We start from the raw sequence: 15,644 nt of genomic DNA, 5'->3' as shown, positions 1-15,644 counted from the left end.
CCAGGGAGACAGGCGCTTGAGCGGCAAGAAGCCAAAACTGCATCATCTGAACTGGAATCTGCTGCACAGCTTCCTCGTGATCGTCGAGGAACGGAGCATCACGCGCGCCGCCGACCGGCTGCTCGTCCGCCAGCCGACGGTCTCCGCCGCCCTGCAGAGGCTGGAGGAGACGCTCGGCGGCCAGCTCATCCAGCGCGACAGCCGGCGCTTCGTGCTGACCAAGCGTGGCGAGCTGCTCTACAAGGAATGCGTCGACATCTACCGCAGCGTCGCGCGCATCGGCGACCGGCTTTCCGAAGACCATGACGATTTGACCGGCCTGGTGCGGCTGCTGGTCGTGACCCATGTCGTGCTGCCGCCGCTCGACCGGACACTGACGCAGCTCAACCGCAAGCACCCCGGCGTCAGCCTGCGCATCGACGTGGCCAACAGCCAGGACATCATTCGCGCCGTGTCGCAAAAACTCAGCCCCTTCGGCTTCTGCCTGCTTGCCAAGCCGCTGGCCGGACTCGATTGCCGCCCGCTGCTGCGCGAGGAATTCGGCATCCTCTGCGGCCAGGGCCACCCGCTGTTCGGGCTTTCCGACGTAACGCTGGCGGAATTGCGCGATGAGCCCTTCGTCGCGCTCGCCTGCGGGCAGGACGGAGCGCTGGAGCCTATGGTCTCCGTGCGGGAGGGGGCCGGCCTCGGGAGCCGCGTCGTCGGCTCAAGCCCCAATCTCGAGGAGGTCACCCGTATGATCGCCGCCGGCATGGGCATCGGCATTCTGCCGCTGGCCTCGGTGGAGGAGGCTCTGGCGAACCGCACCCTCTGGAACCTCGCGCGAACCGAGGATCTGCTGGGCGCCGATCTCTATTTCGTTTCCAACTCCGCGATGCAGCTCAGTGCCGCCGAAGAGGCGTTCCTGCGCCTGTTCGAACAGCAGCTCGTCGCGACGGGCGAGGAGCTGGCGGAGACGGCCGAGGTCGGTTTCAGCGATCCGCCCGCGCTACCACAGCATTGAGCAGCACGTTGAGGCCGGGTTCGAGGTCCTCGCGTGTGCAGAGTTCGGCATTGTTGTGGGTGATGCCGCCCTTGCAGGGCGCGAAGATCATCGTCGTCGGAGCGTGGCGCGCGACGAAATAGGCGTCATGCCCGGCCTGGCTGAGGATGTCCTGCGTGCGGTAGCCCAGCGCCATAGAGGTCTCGCGGACGCTGTCGATCAGCTCCTGTGCGAAGATCCTGCCGCCCCATTTCCAGATATCGAGGATTTCGGCAGTGCAGCCGGCGCGGGCGGCGGATTCGCCGACGGCGCGGCGGACGCGCTCTGCCATGACGTCGGAGGTTTCCGGATCGGGATGGCGGACGTCGCAGACGGCCTGCGCCCAGTCGGAGAGGATGCCCGGCTTGTTCGGCCAAGCCACGAGCCTTGCCGCAGTGGCCTTGCCGCCACCGCCGGCATAGGCCCAGCCGATCTCGTCCGTCTCGACCAGAAGGCGTGCGCCGGCGAGAAGCGCATTGCGCCGCCGTTCCATTGGCCAGGGGCCGGTATGGGCGGTCTCGCCCTTGAATTCCACCAGCATGCCGGTGCTCGGGAAGCCGCCGGTCACGACGCCGACCTGCATGCCGTCGCGGTCGAGATAGTAGCCTTGCTCGATATGGAACTCGAAATAGGCATCGAAGGCGTGCGGCTGGGCCTCCATCTCGCCGCGATAGCCGATCCGCTCCAACTCTTCGCCGATCGACTTGCCGTCATCGTCGCGGCGCCCCTGCGCCCAGTCCAATGCGTAGGCGCCGACGAAGCAGCCGGAGCCGACCATCGGCGGCGAGAAGCGGGCGCCTTCCTCATTCGTCCAGTTGACGATCTCTATCGGCCGGCGCGTGCGGTGGCCGAGCGCATCCAGCGCCCGGCAGACTTCCAGGCCGCCGAGAACACCGGCGATGCCGTCGAAGCGGCCACCATTGATCTGCGTGTCGAGATGGCTGCCCATCACGACGGGCGGGAGGGTGTCGTCGGTTCCGGCGCGGCGCGCAAAAATATTGCCCATGCCATCGACGCGAACCGCGAGACCCGCCTCGCGGCACCAGGCGACGAACTGGTCGCGCATCTGCTTGTCCGCATCGCCGAGGGCGAGGCGCGACAGGCCGCCCGGGCGGCCGGGGCCGATCTCGGCGGAGCGTTCGATCGTGCTCCAGAAGCGCTCGATATCGATGCGAAGCTTGTCAGTGCCGGGCATGGCGATCTCCTCGCCCGCCGCGACGGCGGAGGCGAATAACGGGACGAAGCGCCGCGGCATCCGGATCTGGCGGCCGTCGGCAACAGCACAAGGATTCAGCGATGCGGGCAGGGCGGGCAAATAGATATTGCCTATGCTTGCCATTGGGTGCCGACCGAGATGACCTAAGCGCCCGCTTGCGGGATCATTCGAAGCTGGTTTTTGGCAGCTCCGTTGCCGTAGCTTCGCGTTGGAGGCCGGTGAAGCCATCGGAGCCTGACCCATCGAAAATGCCCATGCCCCCCGTTGCCAGAATGGATTCGTGTGGGCCGCGAGCCTGTCATAGCTTGGCATCGATACCGGATGACCGGCATTGCGGCGTTGCCGGGACTATGGCGTTTGACCTTGGTGTCTTCCGCGTGAATTTAAGTTTAGATAAGTAATATTTCTCTGTTGTCGCACGCGCTTCGCTATATCTGTGGCTGCGAACAAATTTTACGTCCTTTCCCGACGCAATTTTCCGGGAGCAAACCCCCAAAAAATCGTTCATTTCTTGAAATGACGTCGACATGGCGCATTGAATTTCGATTCAATTCTCGAATTAATTTGTTTCGTTAATGAAGCGTTAAACAACCGTCATCTTGGACGGGTCAAAAGCCCGCATCCGGCTCGCCTTATGCGGGCCGGCCACCCGGTTGGCGGCGGCCGGGGTTTCGATGTGCTGGCTAAAAAGGATCTGCCCGTGACGTGCTCCGGTTCGATCGACTTCGTCTGAACATCGCCCGCAATCGCCCGGGCTCCTGCGGGAGCACGGGCAATCCGTAACGATCAATGCCGAGCGCGGCGGGGCGGATTGTGCCCGACGCCGCCCTTCGCCTCCACGTCAAACCCCGGATCGGGAACAGGGATTTCAGCCATGGCGCTCAGTAAAGGTTCGATTGCGTTCGTCGGTTTCAATGCCGACGGCAATGACAACATCGCTTTCGTGGCGCTCACGGAAATTCCGGCCGGCGAGACCATCATCTTCGAGGATAACGAGTGGAACGGCTCGGCGTTCGCCGACACCAATGAGGGAGCGTTCAGCTGGACCTCCGCGGGCGTCGCAGCCGGCACGATCGTGCGCATCGACAATATCGGCGCGGGGACGATCTCGGCGAGCACCGGCACCGCGGTCGCATCCGTGGCCGGACGCGGCACCAACCGTGGCATCGGCGCGGCCGACGAGACGATCTACGCCTATCAGGGCTCGGCCTCGGCGCCGAACTTCATCACGGCTATCGCCAATGGCGGTTTCAACAGCGCCAACGGCGTGCTGACCAATACCGGCCTGACCGCGGGCGCGGATGCGCTCGACCTGAGCACGCTCGATGACGACACCGACATCGCCGCCTTCAACGGCGCGCGCAGCGGCGGCGCCTCCTTCGATTCCTATCGCGCGGCGATCAACACGGCCTCGAACTGGGTCAGCCAGGACGCTACCGGCGACCAGAGCAACGATGGCACCGCCCCGGACGTGCCGTTCTCGGCGCAGTCCTTCACCGTGGCCGGCGGCGGCGCGGTCTCGGTCTCCTCGGTCACGGTCGACGCAGCCTCCAAGCCTGAGGGTCAGAGCTTCCTCTTCACGGTCACGCTGAGCCAGGCCGCGGCCACGGACACCGTCGTCAACCTCGCAGTGTCGGGCGCGACCGGCGACATCGGCAGCGTTCCCGCCGCGGTCACGGTCCTTGCCGGCCAGACCACTGCAAGCTTCAGCGTAGCGACGATCGACGACGCCGTGGCGGAGCCCGACGAGAGCTTCTCGGTCACCGCGACGCTGGGCACCTCCTCCCAATCGGCCAGCGCGACGATCGTCAACAACGACGGCACCCCGATCACCCTGATCAGCGCCGTGCAAGGCACCGGCCTCGGAAGCACGATGGTGGGCAAGACCGTCACGGTCGAAGCCATCGTCGTCGGCGACTTCCAGAACAGCGACGCCGACGGCGCCCGCAATCTCGGCGGCTTCTGGCTGCAGGAGGAGGCTGGCGACTCCGACGGAAACGCCCTGACCTCCGAAGGCATCTTCGTGTCCTATGCCAGCCTGGGCGTCGATGTGAAGGTCGGCGACAAGGTCAGCGTCACCGGCGTGGTCGCCGAGAATTTCGGCAATACCGAGCTCAACGCCTCCACCGTCGCGATCGTCCAGGCCGGAGCGGTGGCCGACGTGAACAGCATGGCGACCGAGATCGACCTGCCGAGCGCCGGCGTGCAGACCGCCTCGAACGGCACTTATGTCGCCGATCTCGAGCGCTACGAGGGCATGCTTGTCCGCTTCACCGAGACGCTCACCATCACCGAGCAGTTCAATCTCGACCAGTTCGGCGAAATCCGCCTGACCCAGGGTGAGCGCCCGAACTCCTACACCGTCGATCACGATGCCAGCGTTTCCGGCTACGACGCGCATCTGCGCGACATCGCCTCGCGCTCGGTCATCTTCGACGACGGCCGCAGCGTCTCCAACCCCAATCTCGACAACACCGTGGTCGATGGCGACTACAACGCCACCACCGCGCCGCGCATCGGCGACACCATCACCGGTCTCACCGGCGTGCTCGACTACGACTTCAATCAGTTCCGCGTGCACGCGGTCCAGAACGGGCCGGGCATCAACGACGTGGTCTCGGCCAATCCGCGGCCGACGAGCTATCCGGATGTCGGCGGCACGCTGAAGGTCGCGAGCTTCAACGTGCTCAACTACTTCACCACGCTCGACAACGGCCAGCTCACGACGAACGGCTTCGAGCCGCGCGGCGCCGAGACGCAAGCAGAGTTCGACCGCCAGACCGCCAAGCTGGTCAACACGATCCTGTCGCTCGATGCCGACGTGCTCGGCCTGATGGAGTTGGAGAACAACTTTATCGAGGGGTCGAGCGGCAACGCCATCGACTATCTCGTCGACCAGCTCAACAGCGTCTCCGGCTCCTTCAAGTTCGACTGGGTGCGTCCGGGCCAGAACTTCGTCGGCGGCGACGCCATTGCGGTCGGCTTCATCTACGACGTCACTTCGGTGCGCGTCTCCATCGACACCCACATCGCGATCCTCGACGACAGCGACGTTTCGTCCGAGCTTCTGGGCCAGAGCACGCTCGGCCGCATCTTCAACGGCGAGAACACCAGCCGCGCGGCGGTGGCTGTGACGTTCGAGGAACTCGCCAGCGGGGGTGAGTTCACCGCGGTCGTCAACCACTTCAAGTCGAAGGGCGGCTCCGGCACCGGTGAGGATGCTGACATCAAGGACGGCAACGGTGGCTGGAACAACCAGCGCGAGCTTGCCGCCAAGGCGCTGGTCGACTGGCTTGGCACCGATCCGACCGGCTCGCACGACCAGGACGTGCTCGTCCTCGGCGACCTCAACGCCTATGCGAAAGAAGATCCGATCGACGTGCTGCTGAACGCCGGCTTCACCGATCATGGCGCTGACGGCTACAGCTACGTCTTCGATGGCCAGACCGGCTCGCTCGACCATGTCCTGACCAATGGCAGCCTCACGGCCCAGGTCACCGGCGTCGCCGACTGGCACATCAACGCCGACGAGGCCGATGCGGTCGACTACCAGCTCAATTTCAATGCCGATCTCACCACCAATGAGCGCGATCCCTCGATCTTCAATTCCGAGGTGATCGCCCGCGTATCCGATCACGATCCGATCATCGTCGGGCTTGATCTGACGGAGAACCCCGTGTCTACGACCGCCTTCACGCTCCAGCTCCTGCATTTCTCCGACGGTGAAGCCGGCCTTCTCGCCGGCCAGACCGCCAAGAACCTCGCCGCTCTGGTCGATGCTTTCGACGACGATTTCGCCAATACGCTGACGCTCTCGGGCGGCGACAACTTCCTGCCGGGTCCGTTCATCGCCGCCGGGACCGATCCGTCCGTGCGCGCGGCGATCAACGCGGCTACCGGCTCGACCATCGCCGCCGGCGTCAACCAGCCGATCGCCGCGGCCGACATCGCCATCATGAACGCGATCGGCATCGACGCCTCGACGATCGGCAACCATGACTTCGACCTCGGCTCGAAGGTGCTGCGCGACGCGATCACCGCAGGCTCGGTCGCCGGCTGGAAGGGCGCCGACTTCGCGTATCTGTCGTCGAACCTCGACTTCTCGGCCGATGCCGACCTCAACCCGCGCTACACCAACACGGTCGGCAACGGCGCGACGCCGACGCCGGACGTCGACACGCTGAACGGGCGCATCGCCCCGGCCGCCATCATCACCAAGGGCGGCGAGAAGATCGGCCTGATCGGCGCGACCACCCAGATCCTCGAGCGCATCTCCTCGCCGACCGGAACCGAGGTAAAGGGCTTCCCCGGCGATGGCGCCGAGGTCGACGACATGGACCTGCTGGCGAGCCAGCTGCAGCCGATCATCGACGAGATGATCGCTGAAGGCATCAACAAGATCATCGTGCAGTCGCATCTGCAGCAGCTTGAGTACGAGCAGTTGCTCGCGACCAAGCTGCGCGGCGTCGACATCATCCTGGCGGCTGGCTCCCATACCCGGCTGGGCGATGCCGACGACGTGGCCGAGAACTTCCCGGGCCACAGCGCTGAATTCGACGGGCCGTATCCGATCGTCACCGCCGGTGCCGACGGCAAGCCGACGCTGATCGTCAACACCGACGGCGAATACTCCTATCTTGGCCGGCTCGTGGTCGATTTCGACGCCCAGGGCAACATCATCGTCGACAATCTCGCGGGCAAGACCGCGATCAACGGCGCCTATGCGTCGACCGATACGAATGTCGCCGAAGCTTGGGGCACCACCGTCGGCAATCTCGAGAACACCGCCTTCGCGGAAGGCACCAAGGGCGACAAGGTGCGGGATGTGACCGATGCGGTCCAGTCCGTCATCAACGTCAAGGACGGCACCGTCCACGGCTACACCGACGTCTATCTGGAGGGCGAGCGCGCGCTCATCCGCAACCAGGAGACCAATCTCGGCAGCCTCTCAGCCGATGCCAATGCCGACGCGCTGCGCGATGCGCTCGGCGCGGAGAGCCCGGCCTTCGTCGTCTCGGTCAAGAACGGCGGCGGCGTGCGCTCGCAGATCGGCACCTTCTCGGCTCCGGATCCGGTCACCGGCCAGGTCGACAAGCTGGCGCCGCCGGCCAATGCCGCGACCGGCAAGGCCGAGGGCGGCGTCTCGCAACTCGACATCGAGAACTCGCTGCGCTTCGACAACAAGCTGATGGCCTTCGACACCACTGCCCAGGGCCTCAAGGTCATTCTCGAGCACGGCGTCGGGCTCCTCGGCAACCAGGGGCGCTTCCCGCAGATCGGCGGCATCGCCTTCTCCTACGACCCGGACCTGCCGGCCGGCAGCCGCGTCTCCGACATCGCGCTGATCGCGGAGGACGGCACCACGATCGCCCTTTACGATGACGGCGTGCTGCAGGCGGGCGCGCCCGCCAAGATCACGATGGTGACGCTGAGCTTCCTCGCCAATGGCGGCGACAGCTACCCGATGAAGGCCAATGGCGAGAACTTCCGCTATCTGCTGGCGGATGGCGGCCTCTCCGGCCCGGTCGACGAGGCGCTCGACTTCACCGCCGCTGCCGTCGTGGCGGCCAACACGCCCGCCGGCTCGACCCTGCTCGGCGAGCAGCAGGCCTTCGCCGAATACATGCAGGAATTCCACGCCACCAAGGAGACGGCCTACGACGTCGCCGACACGCCGATGGAGCTCGACCAGCGCATCCAGAACCTGAATGTCCGCCAGGACACGGTGCTGGCCGATGCCGCGGAGCTGCCAGTCGGCACCGACGGCGATGACGTCCTCGTCGGCATGTCGTGGGGCGAGGTCATCCTTGCCGGTCTCGGGGACGACGAGGTGTCGGGCCGCGGCGGCAATGACGCCATCGATGGCGGCGAAGGCGACGATACGCTGTCCGGCGACGAGGGCGACGACCTCCTCAAGGGCGGCGCCGGCGACGACGCATTGTTCGGCGGTGTCGGCAACGACGTGCTGAGCGGCGGGGCGGGTGACGACCTCCTCGACGGCGGCGCTGGTATCGACACGGCCGACTTCTCCGACGACGCTGCCGGCGTCGTGGTCGATCTCGCGGCCGGCATGGCCTCGGGCGATGCGACCGGCGAGGACGAGCTCGGCTCGATCGAGATCGTCATCGGCGGTTCCGGCAACGACATCCTGATCGGCGACGCTGCGGACAACCACCTGCTCGGCGGCTTCGGCGACGATGTGCTGAAGGGCGGCGCCGGCAACGACTTCCTCGACGGCGGCGCTGGCCATGACGTGCTCCAGGGCGGCGCGGGCGACGACATCATCCTCGCCGGTCTCGGCGACGACGTCATCGACGGTGGCGAAGGCTTCGATACGCTCGATCTCTCGGCGGCGACGGGCCCGGTCACGGTCAATTTCGCCGCGGGCAAGGTCTCGGGCACCGGCATCGGCAATGACAGCTTCAGCAACATCGAGAAGCTGCTCTTCGGCGCGGGCAACGACAATGTCACCGGCGGCAATGGCGACGACGCCTTCGACGGCGGTGCCGGCAATGACAACCTCAAGGGCGGTGCCGGCAACGACAAGCTCTGGGGCGGCGCGGGCGACGACCTTCTCGACGGCGGCTCGGGCGACGATCAGGTCTTCGGCGGCATCGGCAACGATACGATCACGGCGGGCTCCGGCAACGACAATGTCGATGGCGGGGAAGGCAACGACCTGATCGATGCAGGCTCCGGCAACGACCTCGTTCTCGGCGGCGCCGGCAACGATGTGATCGACGCGGGCTCCGGCGACGACCGTGTCGTGGGCGGCGCGGGTGACGACATCCTGACCGGCGGCTCCGGGCACGACGCCTTCGTCTTCGCGGCCGGCTTCGGCAAGGACACGATCACCGACTTCCGGACGTCCGGCTCCAGCGCCGACGTGCTGGAATTCTCGATCGGGGTCTTCGCCGATTTCGATACCGCCATGGACGCCGCCGCGCAGATCGGCGCCGACACCGTCATCTCGATCGATGGCGACACCACCCTGACCCTCAAGGGCGTGCAACTCGCAAGCCTCGCTCACGACGATTTCCGCTTCGTCTAAGCGAGCATCGCAAGCATGGAGGAAGGGGCGCCCGACAAGGGCGCCCCTTTTTGTCGATTTAGGTCTGTTTGACCGCACCGCTTCGAGGGCATTTGCCGGCGAATCGCTCGGACCCGGCGCTTGGCGTGTCGTCGTCGGATCCTTGCATCATGGCGCATCGATGCTCGCGCATTGGGACAAGGCTGACGCCGCGGAGCTTGGACGCGTCGGGGTTGTCTTCGTCACTCACCGCCATGACAAGCCTGCGCCGCCAAGGATGCGTTCGGCCGCTGCCCTGAGCGCCCGCAGATCGGCGTAGCCGACGGCACGGACGATCTGATGCGGGGGGCAGCCATCCGTCGCCATGGCCAATGCACGGACCACCCGCAAGCGTGCCCTCCAATCGCCAAAACTCATGCCTGTCTCGGTCCGGAAGCCGCGCGTCAGCGTGCGCCGGCTTGCCCCGGCGTGCTGCGCCCAGCCGTCGAGGTCGAGGGGCGAGGCGGGGTCCTTCAGCAAGGCCTCGCAGACGCGCCGCACCCGTGGATCGCGCGGCAGGGGCAGGGTCAAACGCGTTTCGGGGGCGCGCGCGATTTCATCCAGGATCAGCGCGGCAAGATGGCCGCCGCGCCCGCTCTCGTCATAGAGGAGAGGCTCGGCCGCCAGCGCCGCCAGCGACGAAGCCAGCAACGACGTCACCTGCAGAACGCGGCAACCCTTCGGCAGGACGCCCACAGCCTCAGGCGCGACATAGGCCGAGCACATCGAGACCTTTCCATGCATTCTTACTTCATGGAAAAGCTGCGGCGGAATCCAGAGCGCATGCTGTGCGGGCAGAATCCAGGTGCCGTCCTCTGCCGTCACCAGGGTCAGACCGGCGGTGGCGTAGAGAAGCTGGGCGCGCGGATGGCTGTGCCAGCCGGTGGTCGCGCCCGCCTCATAGGTCTTCGGCATGACGCCGATGGCGCGGGGAACGGTCTGATAGGCGTCGCTGTCGCCGCGCATCGTGCTCTCCAGTTGGCCCGATTATGCAGAATTACGGCCCGCGTGGCGCCACGGGTCAAGCTACAACGAACGCCATCCTTGTCGTGAGCATCGCCATGAGCCCCGAAACCCTGTCCCAACGCACGCTTCTCTTCGTCAACGCAGCTCATGCGCTCGATCACTTCGTGTTGCTGATCTATCCCACGGCGGTGATCGCCATCGCGGCGCAGACCGGCCTGAGCTATGCCGAACTCATTGGTCTGGCGACGGGCGCCTTCGTCGCCTTCGGCCTGTGCTCGCTGCCGATGGGGTGGCTCTCGGACCGCTTCGGCCGGCGCAACATGCTCGCCGTCTTCTTCCTGGGCTATGGGCTGTCCTGCCTCGGCGTTGCCAGCGCGAACGGGCCGACAGCTTTTGCTGGCTGGCTCCTCGTTCTCGGCGTGGCATCGGCGATCTATCACCCGGTAGGTTCGACCATGCTGGTCAATCATGCCCGTCAGCTCGGGCGCGACCTCGGGGTCAACGCCGTCTGGGGCAATCTCGGCGCGGCGTCGGCGGCCGGCGTCACCGCGCTGCTGGCCGCAACGCTCGGCTGGCGCACGGCTTTCGTGCTGCCCGGCCTCGTCTGTCTCGTGCTCGGAGCGGCGTTCCTCGCGCTCGTTCCCGGCGATGGGGCGCCGCATGCGAGCCGCTCGGGCAAGGCGGAGCTCATTCCGGTCGGCCGTCCCATGGCGCTTCTCACGGTCTTCGCCATCGCGATCATTGCCGGTGGCATGACCTTCAACATCACGACGATCTCCTTGCCGAAGGTTCTCGACGAGCGGCTCGGGTTGGACCTGCCGCTGGCACTGACCGGCTCGCTGGCGACCCTCGTCTTCGTCTTCGGGGCTGGTGCGCAATGGCTGATGGGCCGGCTCGTCGACCGCTATACGCTGCCGGCCCTGTTCGTCGGCCTCGCCTTCCTGCAGCCGCTCGGCCTTGCGCTGGCGGCAACGGCCCAGGGCATTCCGCTGCTGCTCGGCCTCGTCCTGACGATGGCCGCGATCTACGGGCAGGTCGTCGTGAACGATGCGATGGTCGCCCGCTACGTGCCGGCGCGGCACCGCGCCAAGGCATTCAGCGTGCGCTATTTTCTCGGCTTCACCGTAAGCGGCTTCGTGGTGCCCATGCTGGCGGTTCTGTATGCGCGGGGCGGCTTCGGGCTGGTCCTGGGCGGAGCTGCAGTGTTCGGCCTGATCGTCTGGCTCGCTTCGCTGGCGTTTTATTTCCTCGCTCAAGGCCCCGCGTCGGAAAAGACCGCTCCGGCCGAATAGCCCGCGTTCTCCCGCGCGCTTGCCATTGCCGATTTGGCCGGGTTTTTCGTATGCCGCGAAGCCCGGCGCAGGCGCTCGGCACACCCCGACAGCTCGGTCCGGCCGGCGCGCGAGGCCGGCTTCTTCGCGTGGATAAGCGGCGCCGGTTTACCGCTTGTTAACCATGCGCTCGATACACCCAAGCAACCGAAAATTTACCAAGATGACCGGCGTGTTAACCCAATCCCGACCCATTCGTCTCAAGGGCCGCAGCTTCCTCGCGCTGGCCCTGACACCCGAGCTTCCCTTCGAGGATTGGCTGGTCCGGCTCGATGATCTGGCCTCGCGCTCGACCGGTTTCTTCATGCGCCGGCCCGTGGTTCTCGATATCAGCGGGCTCGACATCGACCGGCCCCAGCTGCGCGACCTGATCGACAGGCTCGGCGCCCGCAATGTGCGGATCATGGGCATCGAGGGCGCGCGTCCCTCGCTGCTCGGAACGGATCTGCCGCCGGCGATGACGGATGGCCGCCCGACCTCGGATATCGAAGCGCCGGTGGTCGAAGAGGGCGGCAAACCGCAGGTGCCCGAGAGCGTGGCCCCGCCGGCCGTCGCCGTGCCGCAGGCGTCGCCGTCCCTGGTCGTCACCCAGCCCGTCCGTTCGGGGCAGTCGGTGATCTTCGCCGAAGGCGACGTGACGATCGTCGGCTCGGTCGCCTCCGGCGCGGAGGTCATCGCCGGCGGCTCGATCCATGTCTATGGCACGCTGCGCGGCCGGGCCATGGCCGGGACGATCGGCAATGCGGCGGCACGCATCTTCTGCCGGAAGCTCGAGGCCGAGCTCGTCGCCATCGACGGCTACTACAAGACGGCCGAGGACCTGGAGCCGGAGCTGCGCGGGAAGGCCGTCCAGTTCTGGCTGGAAGGCGACAGTTTCAAGGTCGGATCACTCGCCTGAGCTGAGGGCGCGTCCACACAAAACAGGAGAGGTCTATGGGCAAGGTCATCGTGGTCACATCGGGCAAGGGCGGCGTCGGCAAGACGACCTCCTCGGCCGCACTGGGTGCGGCCCTCGCACGCAACGGCGAGAAGGTCGTGGTGGTCGATTTCGACGTCGGCCTGCGCAATCTCGATCTCGTCATGGGAGCCGAAAGGCGGGTCGTCTACGACATCGTCAACGTCATTCAGGGCGAAGCCAAGCTCACGCAGGCGCTGATCCGCGACAAGCGGCTGGAGTCGCTCTATCTGCTGCCGGCCTCACAGACGCGCGACAAGGACAACCTGACGGCTCAGGGGGTCGAGGCGGTCATCGGCGCACTGAAAACGTCGTTCGACTGGGTGATCTGCGACAGCCCGGCCGGGATCGAGCGCGGCGCGACGCTGGCGATGCGCCATGCCGACATCGCGATCGTCGTGACCAACCCGGAAGTTTCGTCGGTCCGCGATTCCGACCGCATCATCGGCCTGCTCGATTCCAAGACGCTGAAGGCCGAGAGCGGCGAGCGCATGGAGAAGCACCTCCTTCTCACCCGCTACGATCCGGCCCGGGCCGAGCGCGGCGACATGCTCAAGGTGGACGACGTCCTCGAAATCCTGTCGATCCCGCTCCTCGGCATCGTCCCCGAGAGCATGGACGTGCTGCGCGCCTCCAATGTCGGCTCGCCGGTCACGCTGGCGGACGAGCGCAGCGCGCCGGCGGTCGCCTATTTCGACGCTGCTCGCCGGCTCAAGGGCGAGACCCTGCCGATCACCATTCCCGGCGAGAAGCGCAGCTTCTTCGGCAAGATCTTCGGAAGGAAGGCGGCATGAACCTGCTTCGTCTTTTCTCCCGCTCCCAGTCGGCTCCCGCGGCGCGCGAGCGGCTGCAGGTCCTGCTCGCCCATGAGCGGGCCGCCGTCGGCGACTCCGATCTCGTCACGAAGCTCCGGGACGAAATCCTCCGCGCGATCTCGAAGCACATGCAGGTCGACGACGAGAAGGTCAGCGTCCGCATGGAACGCGGCGCCAAGGTCTCGACGCTGGCCGTCGATATCGAAATCCCATTCGACTCGGGTAAGAAGGCGGCCTGACGGCCGCCTTCTTACATTCGATTCGCCTGCGGATTGGCGGTGTCAGCCATTTCGGCTTCCTCCGCGGTTCAGCAGCCAGATCAGGTAGGGGCAGCCGATCAGCGCGGCGAACAGCCCGACGGGCACCTGATAGGGAAAAGCGACGAGACGCGCGAGCCAATCCGCGACGATCATCACGCCGCAGCCGATCAGGGCGGAGGCGAGAAGCTGGTCGCGGCTGCGTGCGAAGCCGGCGAGGCGGGCGAGATGCGGGGCGATGAGCCCGATCAGGCTCAAGGGACCGACCAAAAGCGAGGCCACGGCCGTCATCAGCGCTGCCAGCGCTGCGAGGCAGAGGCGGCTGCGCTCCACGGCGAGGCCGAGGCTGCGGCTGGTGGCATCCCCGAGCGGCAGCAGATCGAGCCAGCGCATCGCGAGCATCACAGGGGCGATCAGCAGAACGCATGCGATAAGCCCGGTCCAGGCCTCGATCTCGCCGGCGCGGTTGGTCGAGCCTGAAAGCCAGACCAGCAGCATGTATGCGCGCAGATCGCCCTGGGCGAGTGCGGTCGAAACCACCGCCATGCAGAGCGCGCCCATGGCGATGCCGGCAAGCAGCAGGCGCTGCGGCCCGATGCCCGGGCGGGAGGCGAGCAGCAGCATGACGAGGAGCGCCGCGAGCGAGCCGCCCGCGATGCCTGCCAGCATCGCGAAAGGGCTTGCCGGCAGGAATGCGAGCGCTAGCAGCAATCCGACGCCGCCAGCGGCGCTGACACCCAGCACCTCGGGGCCGGCGAGAGGGTTGGCGGTGAGGCGTTGCATCAGGCAGCCGGCAGCGCCGAGCAGAACGCCAGCCGATCCGGCCGCGGCAAGGCGTGGACCGCGGAACGGCAGCAGATCCCAGAACAGCGAACCCGTCGCCAACTCCCATCCTTGTGGTCCGCGCCCGAGCACGAGACCGAGCGCCGCGACGAGTGCCATGATGGCGGCGAGCGGAACGAGCGCCCGGAGCGAGCGTGCGGTCCGGTCCAGGCGCCAAACGGGATCGGTTGCCTGCGGCGGCAAGGTGGGTGGGACCCTGCGCATCAGCCACAGCAGCAACGGCCCGCCGAACAGGGCGGTGGCGGCACCGGTCGGCGCGAGATCGTTGAAGCCGGAGCCGAGCAATTGCACCGTGCTGTCGGTGACCGAGAGCAGCAAGGCCCCGAGCGCTGGTGCCGCCAGCAGCATCTGGCGCGGCGTGCGGGCGCCGAGTTCGCGCGCCAGAGCCGGCGCGGCGAGGCCGACAAAGCCGATCACACCGACCTCGGCGGTGACGCTTGCCGCCAGCCAGACGGCGATGCCGAGAATCGCGAAGCGTGTCGCATGAAGGGCGAGGCCGAGGCTGCGGGCCATGTCCTCGTCGAGACCCAAAAGGGCGAAAGGCCGCAGCAGCAGTGCGGCGGCGACGACGCTCAGCACCAGATGTGGGCCGAGCGCAATGGCTGCGTCCCAGCTCTGCTGGTTGAGCGAGCCCGCGCCCCAGATGAACAGCGACAGCACATATTCGCCCTTGGCGAGGATGACGGTCGCGCTCGCTGCCGCCGCGACGAGCGAGACGACCATGCCGGACAGGACGACCGTCATCGGATCGAGCCGCCGCCGCCAGCTCAGGCCGAGGACGAGAGCAACCGCGGCGATGGCGCCAGCAAGCGCGACGCCTTCGCGTGAGAAGGCCATCAGGGTGGGCGCATAGGCCGTGGCGACGGTCAATGCGAGCTGTGCGCCGGAGGCGATGCCGAGTGTCGAGGCGTCGGCGATCGGATTGCGCAGCACACGCTGCAGCAGCATGCCGGCGAGCCCGAGCGCCGCGCCGCAGATCAGCGCGGTTGCGGCGCGCGGCACGAGGCTATGCCAAAGCAGGATCGATTCGAGGGTCCGGGCGAGCTCAGGCGATGCCGGCAACGACGGGCGCGTCACGACCACAGCCAAGAAAAGGGCTGCCGCCGTCAGCGCCGCGAGAAGCCAGGCGCCGAGGTGTCGATCGGGTTGAAAGCGCATGTGACGGACCGCT

General features: G+C 66.7%; 9 protein-coding genes. 6 read left to right on the top strand and 3 right to left on the bottom strand.

Annotated features, from left to right (window positions below; all coding sequences use genetic code 11):
- The first annotated feature begins 16 nt into the window (after positions 1 to 16).
- Positions 17 to 1,003, top strand: a complete 987-nt coding sequence (locus AC1DDA_RS18925; RefSeq protein WP_476796918.1) for a LysR family transcriptional regulator — start codon at positions 17 to 19, stop codon at positions 1,001 to 1,003.
- Here AC1DDA_RS18925 and AC1DDA_RS18920 read toward each other — a convergent pair.
- Entirely contained in the window at positions 972 to 2,216 is a 1,245-nt protein-coding gene (locus tag AC1DDA_RS18920) for a Zn-dependent hydrolase (RefSeq protein ID WP_476796917.1), read from the bottom strand. The two genes, AC1DDA_RS18925 and AC1DDA_RS18920, sit on opposite strands and share 32 nt — an antisense overlap.
- Before the next feature lie 895 nt (positions 2,217 to 3,111).
- On the opposite strand from AC1DDA_RS18920, the gene AC1DDA_RS18915 reads away from it, so the two are divergent.
- Positions 3,112 to 9,288 (top strand): ExeM/NucH family extracellular endonuclease, encoded by a 6,177-nt coding sequence (locus AC1DDA_RS18915; RefSeq protein ID WP_476796916.1) that lies wholly within the window; start codon positions 3,112 to 3,114, stop codon positions 9,286 to 9,288.
- 225 nt (positions 9,289 to 9,513) lie between these two features.
- Here the strand turns inward: AC1DDA_RS18915 and AC1DDA_RS18910 are convergent, their stop codons facing one another.
- Complete coding sequence (locus AC1DDA_RS18910; protein ID WP_476796915.1) at positions 9,514 to 10,272, bottom strand: AraC family ligand binding domain-containing protein; 759 nt, start codon at positions 10,270 to 10,272, stop codon at positions 9,514 to 9,516.
- Between the two features lie 95 nt (positions 10,273 to 10,367).
- Here AC1DDA_RS18910 and AC1DDA_RS18905 point away from each other — a divergent pair, with 95 nt between their 5' ends.
- The 4 genes from AC1DDA_RS18905 to minE all read left to right on the top strand — a co-directional run bounded on the left by AC1DDA_RS18905 (position 10,368) and on the right by minE (position 13,612).
- Positions 10,368 to 11,564: an MFS transporter gene (locus AC1DDA_RS18905; protein ID WP_476796914.1), complete on the top strand. Its 1,197-nt coding sequence runs from the start codon at positions 10,368 to 10,370 to the stop codon at positions 11,562 to 11,564.
- A 202-nt stretch (positions 11,565 to 11,766) separates the two neighbouring features.
- Positions 11,767 to 12,501 (top strand): septum site-determining protein MinC, encoded by a 735-nt coding sequence (gene minC / locus AC1DDA_RS18900; RefSeq protein ID WP_476796913.1) that lies wholly within the window; start codon positions 11,767 to 11,769, stop codon positions 12,499 to 12,501.
- A 35-nt stretch (positions 12,502 to 12,536) separates the two neighbouring features.
- Entirely contained in the window at positions 12,537 to 13,352 is an 816-nt protein-coding gene (gene minD / locus AC1DDA_RS18895) for a septum site-determining protein MinD (RefSeq protein WP_441511762.1), read from the top strand.
- Positions 13,349 to 13,612: a cell division topological specificity factor MinE gene (minE, locus tag AC1DDA_RS18890; RefSeq protein WP_441511763.1), complete on the top strand. Its 264-nt coding sequence runs from the start codon at positions 13,349 to 13,351 to the stop codon at positions 13,610 to 13,612. The genes minD and minE overlap by 4 nt, the downstream gene beginning before the upstream one ends.
- Before the next feature lie 42 nt (positions 13,613 to 13,654).
- On the opposite strand, the gene fhuB is transcribed toward minE, so the two are convergent.
- Positions 13,655 to 15,631: a Fe(3+)-hydroxamate ABC transporter permease FhuB gene (gene fhuB, locus AC1DDA_RS18885; protein WP_476796912.1), complete on the bottom strand. Its 1,977-nt coding sequence runs from the start codon at positions 15,629 to 15,631 to the stop codon at positions 13,655 to 13,657.
- Between the last annotated feature and the right edge of the window lie 13 nt (positions 15,632 to 15,644).

The sequence above is a fragment of the Allobosea sp. 10N428 genome (genome assembly GCF_056394545.1).
The sequence above is the reverse complement of the archived record's forward strand: the minus strand, read 5'-3'. Positions and strand labels throughout refer to the sequence as shown.

Bases quoted from the DNA above. Each gene is read 5' to 3' on its own strand.
- minE (WP_441511763.1), top strand. From the start codon at position 13,349: ATGAACCTGCTTCGTCTTTTCTCCCGCTCCCAGTCGGCTCCCGCGGCG.
- fhuB (WP_476796912.1), bottom strand. From the start codon at position 15,631: ATGCGCTTTCAACCCGATCGACACCTCGGCGCCTGGCTTCTCGCGGCG.
- AC1DDA_RS18920 (WP_476796917.1), bottom strand. From the start codon at position 2,216: ATGCCCGGCACTGACAAGCTTCGCATCGATATCGAGCGCTTCTGGAGC.
- AC1DDA_RS18910 (WP_476796915.1), bottom strand. From the start codon at position 10,272: ATGCGCGGCGACAGCGACGCCTATCAGACCGTTCCCCGCGCCATCGGC.
- AC1DDA_RS18905 (WP_476796914.1), top strand. From the start codon at position 10,368: ATGAGCCCCGAAACCCTGTCCCAACGCACGCTTCTCTTCGTCAACGCA.
- minD (WP_441511762.1), top strand. From the start codon at position 12,537: ATGGGCAAGGTCATCGTGGTCACATCGGGCAAGGGCGGCGTCGGCAAG.
- minC (WP_476796913.1), top strand. From the start codon at position 11,767: ATGACCGGCGTGTTAACCCAATCCCGACCCATTCGTCTCAAGGGCCGC.
- AC1DDA_RS18915 (WP_476796916.1), top strand. From the start codon at position 3,112: ATGGCGCTCAGTAAAGGTTCGATTGCGTTCGTCGGTTTCAATGCCGAC.